This is a genomic window from Streptomyces sp. bgisy130 (assembly GCF_057708345.1).
This window is the reverse complement of the sequence record NZ_JBYISA010000007.1, coordinates 1-17,620: the sequence shown is the minus strand read 5'-3', so window position 1 is coordinate 17,620 and position 17,620 is coordinate 1. Positions and strand designations below refer to the sequence as shown.

17 protein-coding genes are annotated in these 17,620 nt (G+C 69.8%); 16 read left to right on the top strand and 1 reads right to left on the bottom strand.

The features are described 5' to 3' along the window. Positions 1 to 202: 202 nt before the first annotated feature. The 5 genes from dop (at position 203) to prcA (ending at position 4,324) form a co-directional block, all read left to right on the top strand. Positions 203 to 1,714, top strand: a complete 1,512-nt coding sequence (gene dop / locus AC3EUV_RS11915) for a depupylase/deamidase Dop (RefSeq protein ID WP_432144814.1) — start codon at positions 203 to 205, stop codon at positions 1,712 to 1,714. A 189-nt stretch (positions 1,715 to 1,903) separates the two neighbouring features. Next, the gene (locus AC3EUV_RS11910; protein ID WP_018087774.1) at positions 1,904 to 2,122 is read left to right on the top strand and encodes a ubiquitin-like protein Pup; all 219 of its coding nucleotides are present in this window, start codon (positions 1,904 to 1,906) and stop codon (positions 2,120 to 2,122) included. Positions 2,123 to 2,413: 291 nt separating this feature from the next. Then, entirely contained in the window at positions 2,414 to 2,590 is a 177-nt protein-coding gene (locus AC3EUV_RS11905) for an endonuclease domain-containing protein (protein ID WP_235467351.1), read from the top strand. Further along, positions 2,542 to 3,387: a proteasome subunit beta gene (gene prcB, locus AC3EUV_RS11900; protein WP_432144813.1), complete on the top strand. Its 846-nt coding sequence runs from the start codon at positions 2,542 to 2,544 to the stop codon at positions 3,385 to 3,387. The genes AC3EUV_RS11905 and prcB overlap by 49 nt, the downstream gene beginning before the upstream one ends. Before the next feature lie 91 nt (positions 3,388 to 3,478). After that, positions 3,479 to 4,324 (top strand): proteasome subunit alpha, encoded by an 846-nt coding sequence (gene prcA / locus AC3EUV_RS11895; protein WP_432144812.1) that lies wholly within the window; start codon positions 3,479 to 3,481, stop codon positions 4,322 to 4,324. A gap of 69 nt (positions 4,325 to 4,393) precedes the next feature. Here prcA and AC3EUV_RS11890 read toward each other — a convergent pair whose 3' ends face one another. Continuing rightward, a complete protein-coding gene (locus AC3EUV_RS11890; protein WP_432144811.1) occupies positions 4,394 to 5,527 on the bottom strand; it encodes a LacI family DNA-binding transcriptional regulator in 1,134 nt (377 codons plus the stop codon). 121 nt (positions 5,528 to 5,648) lie between these two features. Between AC3EUV_RS11890 and AC3EUV_RS11885 the strand changes: the two genes are divergently transcribed. From AC3EUV_RS11885 to AC3EUV_RS11835, 11 genes are all read left to right on the top strand, one after another. Further along, on the top strand, positions 5,649 to 6,908 hold the full coding sequence (locus AC3EUV_RS11885) for an MFS transporter (protein ID WP_432144810.1): 1,260 nt from the start codon (positions 5,649 to 5,651) through the stop codon (positions 6,906 to 6,908). Positions 6,909 to 6,917: 9 nt separating this feature from the next. Next, positions 6,918 to 8,279 (top strand): Pup--protein ligase, encoded by a 1,362-nt coding sequence (pafA, locus tag AC3EUV_RS11880; protein ID WP_085927767.1) that lies wholly within the window; start codon positions 6,918 to 6,920, stop codon positions 8,277 to 8,279. Between the two features lie 232 nt (positions 8,280 to 8,511). Continuing rightward, positions 8,512 to 9,420, top strand: a complete 909-nt coding sequence (locus AC3EUV_RS11875) for an FKBP-type peptidyl-prolyl cis-trans isomerase (RefSeq protein WP_432144809.1) — start codon at positions 8,512 to 8,514, stop codon at positions 9,418 to 9,420. Positions 9,421 to 9,477: 57 nt separating this feature from the next. After that, positions 9,478 to 9,852: an FKBP-type peptidyl-prolyl cis-trans isomerase gene (locus AC3EUV_RS11870; protein WP_244415854.1), complete on the top strand. Its 375-nt coding sequence runs from the start codon at positions 9,478 to 9,480 to the stop codon at positions 9,850 to 9,852. 248 nt (positions 9,853 to 10,100) lie between these two features. Beyond that, positions 10,101 to 11,069, top strand: coding sequence for a helix-turn-helix transcriptional regulator (locus AC3EUV_RS11865; protein WP_432144808.1), 969 nt, complete (start codon positions 10,101 to 10,103; stop codon positions 11,067 to 11,069). A gap of 16 nt (positions 11,070 to 11,085) precedes the next feature. Continuing rightward, positions 11,086 to 12,036 carry a helix-turn-helix transcriptional regulator gene (locus AC3EUV_RS11860; RefSeq protein ID WP_435602830.1) on the top strand — a complete coding sequence of 317 codons (951 nt, stop codon included), beginning with the start codon at positions 11,086 to 11,088 and terminating at the stop codon, positions 12,034 to 12,036. Between the two features lie 67 nt (positions 12,037 to 12,103). Then, on the top strand, positions 12,104 to 12,358 hold the full coding sequence (locus AC3EUV_RS11855) for a hypothetical protein (protein WP_432144807.1): 255 nt from the start codon (positions 12,104 to 12,106) through the stop codon (positions 12,356 to 12,358). A gap of 16 nt (positions 12,359 to 12,374) precedes the next feature. Next, a complete protein-coding gene (locus tag AC3EUV_RS11850; RefSeq protein ID WP_432144806.1) occupies positions 12,375 to 12,578 on the top strand; it encodes a hypothetical protein in 204 nt (67 codons plus the stop codon). Positions 12,579 to 12,806: 228 nt separating this feature from the next. Next, the gene (gene tatA / locus AC3EUV_RS11845) at positions 12,807 to 13,106 is read left to right on the top strand and encodes a Sec-independent protein translocase subunit TatA (protein WP_432144805.1); all 300 of its coding nucleotides are present in this window, start codon (positions 12,807 to 12,809) and stop codon (positions 13,104 to 13,106) included. Between the two features lie 63 nt (positions 13,107 to 13,169). Beyond that, positions 13,170 to 14,129 (top strand): twin-arginine translocase subunit TatC, encoded by a 960-nt coding sequence (gene tatC / locus AC3EUV_RS11840; protein WP_432144804.1) that lies wholly within the window; start codon positions 13,170 to 13,172, stop codon positions 14,127 to 14,129. A gap of 649 nt (positions 14,130 to 14,778) precedes the next feature. Beyond that, complete coding sequence (locus AC3EUV_RS11835) at positions 14,779 to 17,595, top strand: DEAD/DEAH box helicase (RefSeq protein WP_435602829.1); 2,817 nt, start codon at positions 14,779 to 14,781, stop codon at positions 17,593 to 17,595. Positions 17,596 to 17,620: the final 25 nt, after the last annotated feature.

Sequence of the window (17,620 nt, the reverse complement as noted above, 5' to 3'; positions counted from 1 at the left end):
TCCCCATAAGGGCGCGGTGAACCAGGGAAAACCGGACTGGAGCAATGACTGTAATGATCTCCCCAGCGCCGCTAAGGCGTTCTAGGCTCTTCGGTACCGCTACGTCACGCTGTGCGGGCGTGGGGCACGCACACGGACCGGAAGCACAGCGGTACTTGAGCGCCGACCCCATCCGGGGGCGCCGCCGGGCTAGGAGGGCCGCATGACTGTACGGCGAGTAATGGGAATCGAGACGGAGTACGGGATCTCCGTCCCCGGCCACCCGAACGCCAATGCCATGCTCACCTCGTCCCAGGTCGTCAACGCCTACGCGGCCGCGATGCACCGGGCACGCCGTGCCCGCTGGGATTTCGAGGAGGAGAACCCGCTGCGGGACGCCCGCGGCTTCGACCTCGCACGGGAAAATGCCGACGCCAGCCAGCTCACGGACGAGGACATCGGCCTGGCCAATGTGATCCTCACGAATGGCGCGAGGCTCTACGTCGACCACGCCCACCCCGAATACAGCGCCCCCGAGGTCACCAATCCGCGTGACGCCGTCCTGTGGGACAAGGCCGGCGAGCGGATCATGGCCGAGGCCGCCGAGCGGGCCGCCCAGGTCCCCGGCGCCCAGCCCATCCACCTCTACAAGAACAACACCGACAACAAGGGCGCCTCCTACGGCACGCACGAGAACTACCTGATGAAGCGGGAGACCCCGTTCTCGGACATCGTGCGGCACCTGACCCCGTTCTTCGTCTCCCGCCAGGTGGTCACCGGCGCCGGCCGGGTCGGTATCGGCCAGGACGGCCACGAGCACGGCTTCCAGCTCAGCCAGCGCGCGGACTACTTCGAGGTGGAGGTCGGCCTGGAGACGACGCTCAAGCGGCCGATCATCAACACCCGCGACGAACCGCACGCGGACGCGGAGAAGTACCGCCGGCTCCACGTGATCATCGGCGACGCCAACCTCTCCGAGATCTCGACCTATCTGAAGCTGGGCACCACCTCACTGGTGCTCTCCATGATCGAGGACGGGTTCATCGCCGTCGATCTGGCCGTCGACCAGCCCGTCCGCACCCTCCACCAGGTCTCCCACGACCCCACCCTGCAACATCTGATCACGCTCCGCAGCGGCCGCACGCTCACCGCCGTACAGCTCCAGATGGAGTACTTCGAGCTGGCCCGCAAATACGTCGAGGACCGTTACGGAGCGGATGCGGACGATCAGACCAAGGACGTCCTGACCAGGTGGGAGGACGTGCTCGGCCGGCTGGAGAACGATCCGATGAGCCTGTCCGGCGAGCTGGACTGGGTCGCCAAGCGTGAGCTCATGGAGGGCTACCGGCGCCGGGACAACCTGGACTGGGACGCGGCGCGGCTGCACCTCATCGACCTCCAGTACGCCGACGTGCGCCCCGACAAGGGCCTGTACAACCGTCTGGCGGCCCGCGGCAAGATGCAGCGGCTCCTGGACGAGTCGGACGTCACCCGGGCGGAGCAGAAGCCCCCAGAGGACACCAGGGCGTATTTCCGGGGCCGCTGCCTGGAGCAGTACGCGGACGATGTCGCCGCGGCCTCCTGGGATTCGGTCATTTTCGATCTGCCCGGTCGTGACTCCCTGCAACGGGTTCCCACACTGGAGCCGCTGCGGGGGACCCGTAAGCACGTCAAGGAGCTCCTTGACCGCTGCCGTACCGCGGAGGAGCTGGTCAGGACGCTCTCCGGTCGCTGAGCCGCGGCAGGTGCACGACAATTTTTGTGGCGATCCGCGGCCGATCCGCGGCTGAAATCGTCGCGGGGCGGGAATCATCGAGGTGACTCCCGGGCGTTGCAGCAAGTGCAGGGCCGATGTCGGACCCTGCTTGTAGGGTCGGATCTTGAAGGTCACATCGAGCGGGGCGAACCGAGCGGGGTGAGGGACATGGCGACCAAGGACAGCGGCGGCGGACAGGCCAAGGCCACGCGTTCCACCGAAGAGGTCGAGGAGCAGACGCAGGACGCGGAGGCTTCGGAAGACCTCAAGGAACGCCAGGAAAAGTTGTCGGACGACGTGGACTCGGTGCTGGACGAGATCGACGATGTCCTCGAGGAGAACGCAGAGGATTTCGTGAGGTCATTTGTCCAGAAGGGCGGGCAGTAGAGCGGACCGGACACGTTCGGTGCAGGGGGGCTGAAGCGTTGCGCGCGGTGCGGAAGGGAATGACCGCGCGCAGCCTTCGGGCGGCGTCCGGGGAGAGGCGACGGCCGCCGGCACCCCGGCACCTCGTAGGCCCGGGAATACACCAGGGCACGCGCCCGCCCCCGTGGCGGCGATGCCGTACACCGAAAGCCGGTCCTCCGGTCCCGGCGGGCGCGGGCGCCGCCGGGCGGGCGCGATGATCAAGGAGCGGCCGGTCTCCGCCCGATCCGTCCCGAGCCGGGCCCCGGGCATGTGGATCACACCCCCGATACGGGTAAGGTCCGAGGCGTACGGTGCATCAACTGCAACTCGGCACTCGGCAAGTTGAGGGATGACCCCGTCGCCATGCGCAGGGCCATCGCATATCCGGAAGGAAACGTGTGGAAGCCAATACTCGAAGCACCGGGCGTCTACCAGCTGCCTTCCTGACGCCTGGATCCTCGTCGTTCATGGATTTCCTCGGCGCGCACTCTCCCGAGCTGCTGCCGGGCAATCGCCCGTTGCCGCCGGTACAGGGTGCCATCGAGGCGCCGCACGGCACGACGATCGTCGCCGCGTCGTTCCCCGGGGGCGTGGTGCTCGCCGGTGACCGGCGAGCGACCATGGGCAATGTCATCGCGCAGCGTGACATCGAGAAGGTTTTCCCGGCCGACGAGTATTCGGCGGTCGGCATCGCGGGCACGGCAGGTCTCGCGGTGGAAATGGTCAAGCTCTTCCAGCTGGAGCTGGAGCACTTCGAGAAGGTCGAGGGTGCCCAACTCTCCCTGGAGGGCAAGGCGAATCGTCTGTCGACGATGATTCGCAGCAATCTCGGGATGGCCATGCAGGGCCTGGCCGTGGTGCCGTTGTTCGCCGGCTATGACCTGGACCGCGAGAAGGGCCGTATCTTCTCGTACGACGTCACCGGCGGGCGCTCGGAAGAGCAGGGTTTCGCGGCGACGGGTTCCGGCTCGGTCTTCGCGCGCAGCGCCCTGAAGAAGCTCTTCCAGGAGGACTTCACGGAGGATCAGGCGGTCACGGCCGTCGTCCAGGCGCTCTATGACGCCGCGGACGACGATTCGGCGACCGGCGGACCGGACATGGCACGGCGGATCTACCCGATCGTCACGGTGATCACCGAGGACGGCTTCAAGAAGCGGACCGAATCCGAGGTCGCGGAGGTCGCCCGTGCCATTCATGAGCGCCGCCTGGAGCAGCCCGACGGTCCGCGCGCCGCGCTGCTCTGACGGGACGGATGTTCCGCAATGCTCCCCCAGCTCCCGCTGGGTGTGCCCCCAGCCACTGAGAGAGCTCTTGACAGGAAGGGACGGATAGCCGGTGTCGACGCCGTTCTATGTCTCACCCCAGCAGGCCATGGCCGATCGCGCCGAGTACGCCCGCAAGGGCATCGCGCGCGGCCGCAGTGTCGTGGTGCTGCAATACACCGACGGCGTGGTCTTCGTCGCCGAGAATCCCTCCCGCGCCCTGCACAAGGTCAGCGAGATCTATGACCGGATCGCCTTCGCGGCCGTCGGCAAATACAACGAGTTCGAGAATCTGCGGATCGGCGGTGTGCGCTATGCCGATCTGCGGGGTTACACCTACGACCGGGAGGACGTGACCGCGCGCGGTCTGGCGAATGTCTACGCCCAGACGCTCGGCACGATCTTCTCCAGCGCCGCCGAGAAGCCCTACGAGGTCGAGCTGATCGTCGCCGAGGTCGGCAGCGCGCCCGAGGAGGACCAGATCTACCGGCTGCCGCACGACGGCTCGATCGTGGACGAGCACGGTTCGGTGGCCGTCGGCGGCAATGCCGACCAGATCAGCAGCTATCTCGACCAGCGGCACCGCGACGGCATGACGCTGGCCGAGGCGCTGAAGCTGGCGGTGGATTCGCTGTCGCGGGACACCAACGGCGGTGAGCGCACACTGACCGCCGAGCAGCTCGAGGTCGCCACCCTGGACCGCACGCGACCGCAGCAGCGCAAGTTCAAGCGGATCCTGGGGCGGCAGCTGTCGCGGCTCCTGGACGAGCACGCCGCCGCGGACGCCAAGGAGCCGGCGGCGGACGCGGACGCCGGTGCCGGCGAGGCCGGGGCGTCCGACGAAGGAGCCGGCGGCAAGGGCGCCAAGGGAGCCAAGGGCAAGGACGACTCCGAGGGGGAGTCCGGCCCGCTGCTCTGACGAGGTACCGCTTTCGAGGCCCGGTTCACGCGCCCCGGTGGGTCACCGCCCACCGGGGCGCGTGGCATGTCAGGAGGCGTCCCGGGGCGGGGCGGTGGAGCCGCGGGTGACCAGTTCCACGGGCAGCGTGGGGGCGTCCGCCGGGTGCCCGTCGAGCACCGTCATCAGGGCCCGCATCCCGGCCTCGCCGAACTCCTCGGCGGGCAGCCGTACGGTCGTCAGCTCCGGTTCGACGGCCACGGCCAGGGCCAGGTCGTCGAAGCCGGTGACGGAGACGTCCTCGGGGACGCGCAGGCCCAGGCGGCGGACGGCCTTGCAGGCGCCCGCGGCGATGATGTCGTCGTCGCAGAGCAGCGCCGTGGGGCGGGGGCCGGGGCCGGTGAGGGCGGCGTGCGCGGCGTGCAGCCCGGCGTCCACGCCGAGGGCGGCCGGCTGACGGCGCAGCAGAGCGCCGGGCACGCCCTGGAGGCTCTCGGCGACGGCGCGGGCGCGCACCTCGAAGGTCCAGGAGCGGATATCGGCCGCGAGGTGGGTGATGCGGCGGTGGCCGAGGGCGCTCAGATGGCCGGTCAACTGCCGTACGCCGTCGGCGATATCGAGGTTGACGGTGGCGCCGGCCCGGTCGTCGCCGGGGTCGCTGTCCAGCATGACCAGCGGCAGATCCGCGTCCCGGAGCGCGGTGAGCGCCTCGGCGGCCATGGATGAGGCGATCACCCCGTCCAGGGTGGCCGCGGCGGAGTCGAAGGGGTCGCGGGCCGGGCCGATGCCCTCGGGGGAGGGGTAGAGGACCACACCGAAGCCGTGCTCGGCGGCGACCCGGGCCGCGCCGGTGTAGACGCGGGCGAAGAACTCGGTGGTCAGGGCGGGGACGACCAGCAGCACCGTACGGGTGCGGCCCATCCGCAGGCTGCGGGCGGCGAGGTTGGGCCGGTAGCCCAGCTCGCGGGCGGCGGCGCGGACGGCTTCCGCCTTGCCGGGGGAGACCCGGCCGCGCCATTTGCCGCCCAGGACGAGCGAGACGGCGGCCTGCGAGACCCCGGCGGCGCGGGCCACGTCCCGGCTGGTGACGCGGGCGGTGGCCGGGCCGCCGGGGCGCGCGGCGCCGGCCGCTCCGGTGAGGGGGGCCTGCCCTGCTCCAGTGGATTCGTGAGCCGGGGGAACGGTGTCTTCACCGGGGGACGGTGCGGCCTCGTTGCTGCTCACCGGGTGTTTCGCTCCTCACGTTCGGCCACCGCGGGTGGACCACGGGTGGTCGTCATGATACGTATAACGGCGCAGGTTATACGTAACACGTCCGGTCCGGCCGGACAGGAAAGGGGCGCGGATGGCCGCGGGATACGCGGAGCTGCTCAGGACCCGGCATGCGGCCCGGCTCCTGGCGGGGACGCTGGTCGGCAGGCTGCCGAACGCCACCGCGGCGCTGGCCGTGGTCCTCTTCGTGCGCGCCGAGGGCGGCAGCTACGCCCTGGCCGGTGCGCTCTCCGCGGTCTACGGCGTCTGCAACGCCATCGGGCAGCCGCTGCTCGGCCGGGCCGTGGACCTCTACGGGCAGCCGCGGGTGATGCTGCCCGCCGCGGTGCTCTCCGCGCTCGGCATGGCGCTGCTGGCGGCCGTCGGCCTGGATGTGCTGTGGCTCGCCTACGTCGCCATGGTGATCGCCGGTCTCTTCACCCCGCCCCTGGAGGGCGGTCTGCGGGCGCTGTGGCCCGGGGTCCTCAAGCGCGCGGACCGGGTGCACGCCGCTTACGCACTGGACGCGGTGGCCCAGGAAGTCATGTTCGCGGTGGGGCCGTTGCTGGTGACGCTGTGCGTGGCGGCCTGGTCGGAGGGGGTGGCGCTGCTGGTGATCAATCTGCTCGGGGTGCTTGGCGCGCTCTCCGTCGTCGTGTCCAGGCCGTCCCGGGAGTGGCGCAGCGGGCCCCGTGAGGCGCACTGGCTGGGGGCGCTGCGCTCGGTCGGGATGCTGGTGCTGATCGGGGCGTTCCTCTTCGTGGGGCTGGCCATGGGGGCGATCGCGGTCGCGGCGGTGGCGTACGCCGATGAGCACGGCGGCGGAATGGTCTCCAGCGTGCTGCTGTCCGCGCTCGGGGTCGGTGCGCTGGCCGGCGGTCTCGTCTACGGCGCCCGGGAGTGGCCGGGTCGGCCGGAGAGCCGGCTGCGGCTGCTGGTCTGTCTGCTGGCGGTGGGCTATGTGCCGCTGGTGCTGGTGCCGGACGTGGCCGGGATGACGGTGCTGACCGGTGTCGCCGGTGTGTTCCTGGCGCCGGCGCTGGCCTGCGCGTTCGTCGTGGTGGACCGGCACGCGCCCAAGGGCACGGTGACGGAGGCGTTTTCCTGGCTGGTGACGACGTTCGGCGTCGGCGCGGCGGTGGGGGCCGCGGTGGTGGGCCCGGCGGTGGAGAGCGGCGGCGCGGTCGCGGGCTTCGCGGTGGCGGGGGCCGGCGGGATCGCCGCGATGCTCGTCCTTTTGTCGACGAAGCGATTTCTCGGGGATCCCGTGCGGCGTACGCCGGGTGGTCCCACGACGGAAAATGATCGAAACGGGGCCGCCGAACCCGGTTTCAGAGCAGGCCATCAGGCGTAATGTTCAGTCATGGACCGCCGCATTTTCGGGCTGGAGAACGAGTACGGCGTCACGTGCACGTTCAGGGGACAGCGCCGACTGTCGCCTGACGAAGTGGCGCGGTACCTCTTCCGCCGTGTCGTGTCATGGGGCCGCAGCAGCAATGTCTTCCTGCGGAACGGCGCCCGCCTGTACTTGGACGTGGGTTCGCACCCGGAATACGCAACTCCCGAGTGCGACAACGTGACCGAGCTGGTCACCCACGACAAGGCCGGCGAGCGCATTCTCGAAGGCCTGCTCGTCGACGCCGAGCGCCGCCTGCATGAGGAGGGAATCGCGGGCGACGTCTATCTCTTCAAGAACAACACCGATTCGGCGGGAAACTCCTACGGCTGCCACGAGAATTATCTCGTCGCCCGCCATGGCGAGTTCTCCCGGCTCGCGGACATCCTCATTCCGTTTCTCGTCACCCGTCAGCTGCTGTGCGGCGCGGGCAAGGTGCTACAGACTCCGCGCGGCGCCGTCTACTGCGTCAGCCAGCGCGCGGAGCACATCTGGGAGGGCGTCTCCTCGGCGACCACCCGCTCCCGCCCGATCATCAATACCCGCGATGAACCGCATGCGGACGCCGAGCGCTATCGCCGGCTGCATGTCATCGTCGGTGACTCCAACATGTCCGAGACGACCATGATGCTGAAGGTCGGTGCCACCGATCTCGTGCTGCGCATGATCGAGGCGGGCACGGTCATGCGCGATCTGACGCTGGAGAACCCGATCCGGGCCATCCGTGAGGTCAGCCATGACATCACCGGTCAGCGCAAGGTGCGGCTGGCCAGCGGGCGCGAGGCCTCCGCGCTGGAGGTCCAGCAGGAGTACTACGAAAAGGCCGTGGATTTCTGCGACCGCCGCGGAATCCGTACGGGCCTCGTCGAGCGGGTCCTGGAACTGTGGGGCCGTACGCTCGAAGCGATCCGGGACGAGGAGCTCGACCGGGTCTCGACCGAGATCGACTGGGTGATGAAACATCAGCTCATCGAGCGGTACCGGACAAAGAACAACATCACCATGTCCCACCCACGAGTGGCGCAGATAGACCTCGCGTATCACGACATCCACCGCCGCCGGGGGCTCTATTACCTCCTGGAGCGGAAGGGTCAAGCGGCGCGGATCTGCAATGACTTGAAGATCTTCGAGGGCAAGTCGGTGCCGCCGCAGACCACCCGTGCCAGGCTCCGCGGCGATTTCATTCGCCGGGCGCAGGAGCAGCGCCGCGATTTCACGGTCGACTGGGTGCACCTCAAGCTCAATGACCAGGCGCAGCGCACGGTGCTGTGCAAGGACCCGTTCCGCTCCGTGGACGACCGGGTGGAGAAGCTGATCGCAGGAATGTGAGCGGGCTGCGGGACGTATGCCGCTGCCGGTATCGGGGGCGGATTCCCTGCGTAACTCAGGGTGGGGATCCGACCCGGTCGAGTGACGGTGTCCCGAGCGTGTGGTGCCGGTGAGAGTGCCGACCGGATGGGAGAGTGGCGGGGTCCGTGTGGCACGGCCCCGCCACTTCCGCTTGGCGTGGCTAGAGTGGCTTCGTCCATTCATTGATCGCAGCCCGTTTTGAGGGATATACGTGCGCCGACGCCGAATCGCAGCCCTGATCGCCGTGCCCCTGCTCCTCGTTTCCGCAGCGGCCTGCGGCAATGACGACTCATCCGAGGGCGGCTCAGCGCCGAAGGTGAGTGGGCAGGCGGATGCCAAGCCCAAGGTCGAGAAGGGCCAGGGCACCCCGCCCAAGAAGCTTCAGGTCAAGGTCCTCAAAAAGGGCGACGGGCCGGCGGTGAAGAAGGGCGAGGCCCTCAACGCCAACTACCTCGGCCAGACCTGGGACGGCAAGGCCTTCGACAACAGCTGGGACCGCGGCGCGCCGGCCACCTTCGAGATCGGCAGCGGCAAGGTCATCAAGGGCTGGGACGAGGGCCTGGTGGGCCAGAAGCTCGGCAGCCGCGTCGAGTTGGTCATCCCGCCGGACAAGGGGTACGGCGCGCAGGCTCAGCAGAGCATTCCGGCCAACTCCACGCTGGTCTTCGTCGTCGACCTCAAGAAGATCATGCCGAGCAAGATCGACGGTAAGCCGGTCGCGCAGGACAACAGCGATCTCCCCAAGGTCGGGACCAACATCGACGGCAAGGCGCCGAAGATCACCCTCCCCAAGGGCCAGGACGCGCCGAAGGACATCGAGAGCGCGACGATCATCAAGGGCAAGGGCGCGACGGTCGATGCGAAGAGCACCGTGCGGGCCCACTACACGGCGGTCACCTGGAAGGACGGCAAGGTGGTAGCCGACACCTGGGCGCCGGGGCAGCCCGGGGCGCAGGATGTGCCGGTCGCACAGCTGCCGGGCTGGAAGGAAGGGCTCAAGGGCCAGAAGGCCGGCAGCCGGGTGCTGGTCGTGGTCCCGAAGAGCAAGCTGAGCCCTGACCAGCAGAAGTCCATCGGTTCCGATGTGGTGTTCTCGGTGGACGTCCTCAGCGTGAACTGACGCTGATCTGCGAGACTGGCGCCGTAATCGTAAAGATTCGTAAGTAGGAGCACATCCGTGAGCATCGACAAGCCCGAGATCGACTTTCCTGAGGGCCCGGCTCCCACCGAGCTCGAGATCGTGGACCTGACGGAAGGCGACGGGCCGGTCGCCAAGGCCGGGGACACCGTCTCCGTCCACTACGTCGGCGTGTCCTTCAGCACCGGCGAGGAGTTCGACGCCAGCTGGAACCGCGGCAAGCCGCTCCAGTTCCAGCTCGGTGCCGGCCAGGTCATCGCCGGCTGGGACCAGGGCGTGCAGGGCATGAAGGTCGGCGGCCGCCGCCGGCTGACCATCCCCGCGCACCTCGCGTACGGCGACCGTGGCGCCGGCGGCGGCCTGATCGCCCCCGGCGAGACGCTGATCTTCGTCTGCGACCTGGTCTCCGTCTGAGACCAGGTGCCGGTCGCCGTACGCGGCCGCTGCTGACGTGACCGGGGCCCGTGCCGTCATGGCACGGGCCCTCGGACGAGTAAGCCCCCACTCCCTTCCGGCCGACGGCCTCTGGCACACGCGCCGGACGCCGCCGGCAGCGCCCGTCGGGCGGACGGAAGGAGTGGGGGCTTACTCCGTCCGGCTTTGCCCTGACCACCGCGAGCGGTACGGTCAACGATCGGAAGTTCAAACGAGAAAGGGCGTCGATGGCCATTGCCAAGGCCGAGCGGCTGATGAATCTGGCGCTGTGCCTGCTGGGGACGCGACGCCCACTGACCAAACGTGAACTGCGGTCGTCCATCGAGGCCTATATCGAGGCGAGCAGCGACGACTCGTTCAACCGCATGTTCGAGCGGGACAAGGATGATCTGCGCGAGCTGGGCCTGGTCATCGAGACCGTCGAGGGCATCGAGGGCGACATCGGCTACCTCGCCCGCCGCGACAGCAACCGTCTGCCCCCGATCACCCTGGACGCCGAGGAAGCCGCCGCCCTGGGGCTCGCCGCCAAGATCTGGCAGCAGGCCCGGCTGGCGGGCGCCGCCAGCGGTGCGCTCCAGAAGCTGCGTGCCGCCGGAATGCCGCTGGCCGGGGACGGTGCCGACTACGACGCCGGGCAGCCGCACAGCGCGCTGGAACCCCGCATCCCCGCCCATGAGGCCGCGTTCGAGCCGCTGATGCTGGCCTGCCGCGACCGCCGGCCGGTCGTCTTCGACTACCGCAAGTCGAATGCCGCGCACCCCGAGCAGCGGCAGGTCGAACCCTGGATCCTCGAATGCTGGCGGGGCCACTGGTACGTCGCCGGCTGGGACCGTGAGCGCCGGGCCGAGCGGGTCTTCCGGCTCTCCCGGATCACCGGCAAGGTCCGTTCCCGGCAAGGGGCGTTCACCGCGCCGGTGCCCGATCACGTCACCGTCCGCGAGACCGTCGAGAGCTGGGCCGGCGAGACCGCCACCGGCACCGCCAGGATCAAGCTGCGCGCCGAGCACGGGTACCCGCTGCGCGCCCGTGCGCTCACCGTCCGCGAGCTGGGCGACGGCTGGGACGAGCTGGAGATCCCCAACGGGCACGGACTCGACGCCTGGCTCGTGGAGTTCGGCCCCGACGTGGTCGTCCTGGAACCGGCCGAACTGCGCGCCGATGTCATCGACCGGCTGCGTGCCGTGGCCAAGGGCTGAGAGGGATACGAGACCCATGGCGACGAACGCGATCGACCAGACCCGCCGGATGCTGTCCCTGGTGACCTACCTGCGCGAGCGCCCCGGCGCCCGTGTCGGGGACGTCGCCCGCGCCTTCGGCATCACCGAGGACGAGCTGATCGCCGACCTCGACATCCTGCCGATGTGCGGCACCAGCTTCCGCGGCGGCGACCTCCTGGACATCGACACCGACGGCGACCGCATCTGGTGGCACAACCCCGACGATGTCGCCGAGCCGCTGCGGCTGGCCGCCGACGAGGCGACCGCGCTGCTGGTCGCGGCCCGCGCGGTGGCCACCCTGCCCGGACTGCGCGAGGGCGACCGGCAGGCACTGCTGCGCGCCACCGCCAAGCTGGAGGCGGCGGCCGGTGAGGCGGCCGGCGCCAGCTCCCGGCTCTCGGTGACCTTCGAATCCGAGGGCGGGGTGTTCGCCGACGTGGACCGCGCCATCGCCGAGCGGCGGCGGCTGTGGCTGCGCTACTACTCCCCGGCCCGCGACGAGCTGACCGAGCGCGAGGTGGACCCGATCCGGCTCTTCGCCGTCGGCCACACCTACATGGAGGCCTGGTGCCGGCTCTCGGAGGCCCGGCGCACCTTCCGGCTCGACCGGGTCGCCGAGATCAAGCTGCTGGACGCGCCCGCCGACCCGCCCCCGGTCGAGCTGCGTGATCTGTCGGAGGGCCTGGTGCAGCCCGCGGCCGAGGACCCCGAGGTCTCCATCGAGGTCGGGCCCGGCGGCCGCTGGGTCGCCGAGTACTACCCGCACGACAGCGCCGAGGAGCTGCCCGACGGCGGGCTGCGCATCACCCTGCGCACCCCCGACCCGGCCTCGCTGCGGCGGCTGGCCCTGCGGCTGGGCCGGGACGGCCGGATCGTGGCGCCGCAGGCCCTCGCCGACAGCTCGCGGCAGGCCGCCGAGCAGGCCCTCGTGGCGTACGGCGAGTGAGCGCGGCGGGCCGTTCGGCGGGCCGGGCGAGCCGAACCGCGCGGGGCGAAGGACGAGGCAGCGAAGGATGACGATGGCGACCACCACCGTGCCGGCCCGGCCCGCTCCGGTGCTCTACAAGGCAGCCTGCCCGGACTGCCGGGGCCGCTTCGAACTGGCCTCGGATGCCTTCCGGCTGGCGATCGGCGCCAGCAGCCGCACCACCTTCTACTCCTTCACCTGCCCGGACTGCCGCCGCGCGGTGCGCAAACCGGCCGGCGAGCGGATCGTCGAGCTGCTCACCGGTGGCGGCGTCCGCACGCTGCGGCTGCACATGGGCTGACCGTTAGGCTCGTCCCATGCTCTGGCCCATGATCGCAATCGCCCTCGGCTTCGCCGGGATCGCCGTGCTCGGCATCCTCGCCATCCGCGTCTTCGTCGAGGTGCGACGGCTGGCCCGCCAGGTCGGGGCCACCTCGGAGCGGATCCAGCGGGCCAGTGAGGACCTGGAGCGGGCGGCGGTGCCGCTCGCCTCCCGGATGCACGAGGCCGGCCGGGACTGAGGCGTCGCCGTCCGGATGCGCGCCCCTGCTCCGCCGCAGAGCAGAGGGGTAGGCTTCCTCCTGCGGTTCACAGCGCGCGGCAGTCGAGGCAATTCGGAAGATGCATGGGCATTGCCCAGCGTTCACCACGAAACGTTACGATCGAGCGAGCCAGGACCAGGACGCCAGTCCGACCCCCATTCGGCAGGCACCACAGCACACGCCGCCCCGGCGAGAAGGTAGTCGCAGATGTTGAGCAACTTGAGGGCCCCCGAGATCATTCTGATCCTCGTCGTCATTGTGCTGCTGTTCGGTGCGAAGAAGCTTCCGGACATGGCGCGTTCGCTCGGCAAGTCCGCTCGCATCCTCAAGAGCGAGGCCAAGGCGATGAAGAAGGACGGCGACGCGGACGGTGCCGCCTCGACCGGCACCTCCTCCGAGGCTTCCGCCGATGCTGCCCAGCAGGCCCCTCGTACGATTCAGGCGGCTCCCGGTGATGTGAGCAGCTCGCGCCCCGTGGCCGAGCCGAACCGCACCAACCAGAGCTGACCGAACCGACCCCGTCGCACCGGCCCGGTCGGCAGCGGCTGATGTACGAGACGAGGAAGTGGGTTGCCCAAGTCTGCCCGCAAGCAGGATAAGGACCCCGAGGGGCGGATGCCGCTCGCGGCGCATCTGCGTGAGCTGCGTAACCGGCTGCTGAAATCGGTGCTGGCGATCATGGTGATCACCGTCATCGCGATGTGGCAGTACGACGCCATCGCCCACTTCGTCACGGGCCCGGTCATCGATTCGGTCGGCTGCGACAAGGCGCCCTCCGGCCCGCGCACCCACCCCTGTGCCCAGATCGTGGCGAACGGTCTGCTCGCACCGTTCACGATCATGCTCAAGGTGTCCCTCACCACCGGTGTCGTCATCTCCACCCCGGTGTGGCTCTACCAGCTCTGGGCTTTCCTCGCGCCGGGTCTCCACCGGCACGAGAAGAAGTACGCCCTCGGCTTCGTCGGTGCCGGTGCCCCGCTCTTCCTGGGCGGCGCGTACCTCGCCTACGCGGTCCTGCCGACCACCGCGGGCGCGCTGGTCGGCCTGACCCCCAGCGACTGGGCCAACTTCTTCCCCGCTGACGAGTTCTTCGACATCGTCACGCGCATGGTTCTGGTCTTCGGCCTCGCCTTCGAGCTGCCGCTCCTCCTGGTGCTGCTCAACTTCGGCGGAGTGCTCACCGGCCGCCGGATCATGAGCTGGTGGCGGTTCATGGTGCTGGGCATCACGGTGTTCGCGGCCCTCGCCACGCCGACCGGTGATCCGCTGACGATGGGGCTGCTGGCCGCGCCGATCGTGGTGCTGTACTTCGGTGCCGTCGGCATCTGCCTCTTCAACGACCGTCGCCGCAAGCGCGGCAACCCGGACGCGGGGCTGAGCGACGACGAGGCGTCGGAGCTCGATCTGACGCCCGGCGAGGTCGGGGAGATCGAGCCGGTTGCGTCGGAGCGGATGCTGCCGGAGCAGGCTAGTGGTGAGGCGAGTGAGCGGGATGCGGGGCGTCGTGGGGGGTACGACGACTTCACGTGATGGGTTGTGACCTGGGGTAGCGGCGCGTGTGGGTTGGCTGCGGGTGCGGTTGTGGCTGGGCGCGCCGTTCCCCGCGCCCCTGTTTTGTCGCCGTACGTTGTTTGGTGCGGGGCCGTTGTGGCTGGCGCCTTTGCGGGTTGCGTGGGTGCCGCGGGGGGCGGAGGGGACGCACCGGGACCCGTCCTCGGCGCGGGCGACGCGGCTACGAGCGTTTGATTGCCCCGGTGTTTGCTCCGGTCCTGCGGGCGGGCCCCGGTACATCCCCTCCGCCCGTCCCCCGTTGCCGACTGCCGGCCGGTGGCACCGCCCGTCACGGACCAGCTCGGCCCGCGCCCAAGCTGCGGGGCGTGGCCGGACCAGGTGCCTGCCAAGGGGTGCCGCTGCCTTGCCGTAACGGTGATCCGTATGGCGGGTCAGCCGCGTACGGACGGTGGTCGGAGGGGATGTCCGGTGCCCCGCCCGCAGGACCGGAGCGAACGCCGGGGTGCCTTACCTCTGGGAGCAGGGCCGCCCGCGCCGAGGGCGGGGTACCGGGCGTCCCCTCCGGCCCGCCACCCACCGCCGTAGGCGAACGGCGCCCAGCCACCGGCAAATGCGCGGGATAGAGATCGGGTCGTTGTCAGAGGTGGCCGGTAGGCTCGTAAGCACGATGACCGAGGACATGTCCCCTGCTGAGCGCTATGCCGCCGCCAAGCTCTGGGCGGCCGAGCAGGCCACCGCACTCGCCCCTTTCCGTGAAATGTACGACTTCGGGCTGGATCCGTTCCAGATCGAGGCGTGTCAGGCGCTGGAGGCCGGCCAGGGCGTGCTGGTCGCGGCTCCTACCGGATCCGGCAAGACGATCGTCGGCGAATTCGCCGTCCACCTGGCCCTGGAGCAGGGCCGCAAATGCTTCTACACCACGCCCATCAAGGCGCTCTCCAACCAGAAGTACCAGGATCTGGTGAGACGTTACGGTGCCGAGAAGGTCGGTCTGCTGACCGGCGACAACAGCGTCAACTCCGAGGCTCCGGTGGTCGTGATGACCACCGAGGTGCTGCGGAACATGCTCTATTCCGGGTCGCAGTCGCTGGTCGGCCTCGGCTATGTGGTCATGGACGAGGTGCACTACCTCTCCGACCGCTTCCGTGGCGCCGTCTGGGAAGAGGTGATCATCCATCTTCCCGAGTCGGTGACGCTGGTGTCACTGTCGGCGACGGTCTCCAACGCCGAGGAGTTCGGCGACTGGCTGGACACGGTGCGTGGCGACACCGCCGTGATCGTCTCCGAGCACCGGCCGGTGCCGTTGTGGCAGCACGTGCTCGCGGGGCGCCGGATATACGACCTGTTCGAGGAGCGGGACGGGCAGCGCGGCGGGCGCCGTGAGGTCAATCCCGATCTGGAGCGGCTGGCGCGGATGGAGAACAGCCGGCCGACGTTCGGGCGGGACAAACGCCGGGGCCGCAATATGCGCGAGGCGGACCGGGAGCGGGAGCGGCGGCAGCGCGCCCGGATCTGGACGCCGAGCCGGCCCGAGGTCATCGACCGTCTCGACAACGAGGGCCTGCTGCCCGCGATCACCTTCATCTTCAGCCGGGCCGGCTGCGAGGCGGCCGTCCAGCAGTGCCTGGCGTCGGGCCTGCGGCTCAACGACCAGGAGGGCCGCGAGCAGGTCCGCCGCATAGTGGAGGCGCGGACGGCCGGGATTCCGGATGACGACCTTCATGTGCTGGGCTACTTCGAGTGGTTGGAGGGCCTGGAGCGGGGCATCGCCGCGCACCACGCCGGCATGCTGCCGACCTTCAAGGAGGTCGTCGAGGAGCTGTTCGTGAAGGGCCTGGTCAAGGCCGTCTTCGCCACCGAGACACTGGCGCTGGGCATCAACATGCCCGCGCGTTCCGTGGTGATGGAAAAGCTGGTGAAGTGGAACGGCGAGCAGCACGCCGACATCACCCCCGGCGAGTACACCCAGCTGACCGGCCGGGCCGGGCGCCGCGGTATCGACATCGAGGGCCACGCGGTGGTGCTGTGGCAGCGGGGGATGGACCCGGGCGCGCTGGCCGGGCTCGCCGGGACGCGTACCTATCCGCTGCGGTCCTCGTTCAAGCCGTCGTACAACATGGCGGTCAACCTCGTCTCGCAGTTCGGCAGGCACCGTTCGCGGGAGCTGCTGGAGATGTCCTTCGCGCAGTTCCAGGCCGACAAGTCGGTGGTCGGGATCTCGCGGCAGGTGCAGAAGAACGAGGAGGGGCTGGAGGGTTACCGCGGTTCGATGACCTGCCACCTCGGTGATTTCGAGGAGTACTCCCGGCTGCGGCGGCAGTTGAAGGACCGGGAGACGGAGCTGGCCAAGCAGGGCGCGGCGCAGCGGCGGGTGGCGGCCGCGACGGCGCTGGAGAAGCTGAAGCCCGGCGATGTCATTCATGTGCCGACCGGCAAGTACGCGGGCCTGGCGCTCGTCCTCGACCCCGGGATGCCTTCGGGGCGGACGAATGGCCACCGCGGCTTCGATGCGCAGGACGGGCCGCGGCCGCTGGTGCTGACCGCCGAGCGGCAGGTCAAGCGGCTGGCCTCGATCGACTTCCCGGTGCCGGTCAAGGCGCTGGACCGGATGCGGATCCCCAAGTCGTTCAACGCCCGCAGCCCGCAGTCGCGCCGTGATCTGGCCTCCGCGCTGCGGACGAAGGCCGGCCACATGGTCCCCTCGCGGCACCGTAAGCCCCGTTCGGAGGCGGCCGACGACCGTGAGATCGCCCGGCTGCGTACGGAGATCCGGGCGCACCCCTGCCATGGCTGTGCCGAGCGGGAGGACCACGCCCGCTGGGCGGAGCGCTATCACCGACTGCTGCGTGACACCCGCCAGTTGGAGCGCCGGATCGAGGGCCGGACGAACACCATTGCCCGTACCTTCGACCGGATCTGCGCCCTGCTGACGGAGCTGGACTACCTCGAAGGCGACACCGTCACCGACGAGGGCCGCCGGCTCGCCCGGCTCTACGGCGAGCTGGATCTGCTGGCGAGCGAGTGTCTGCGCGAGGGCGTCTGGGAGGGGCTGGGCCCCGCGGAGCTGGCGGCCTGTGCCTCGGCGCTGGTGTACGAGGCGCGGCAGGCGGACGACGCGGTGGCGCCCAAGCTGCCGACGGGGAAGGCCAAGGACGCACTGGGCGAGATGGTCCGTATCTGGGGCCGGCTGGATGCCCTGGAGGAGGACCACAAGATCAACCAGGCGGAGGGCGTCGGCCAGCGGGAGCCGGACCTCGGCTTCGCCTGGGCCGCCTACCGCTGGGCCTCCGGCTTCGGCCTCGACGAGGTGCTCCGCGAGGCCGAGATGCCCGCCGGTGACTTCGTCCGCTGGTGCAAGCAGCTGATCGACGTCCTCGGCCAGATCGCGGCCGCGGCCCCGCCCGGCGGCACGGTCGCCCGCACGGCCCGTAAGGCCATGGACGGGGTACTGCGCGGCGTGGTGGCGTATTCGTCGGTGGGCTGAGGACGACGGGCCCGGCCTGAGCAAC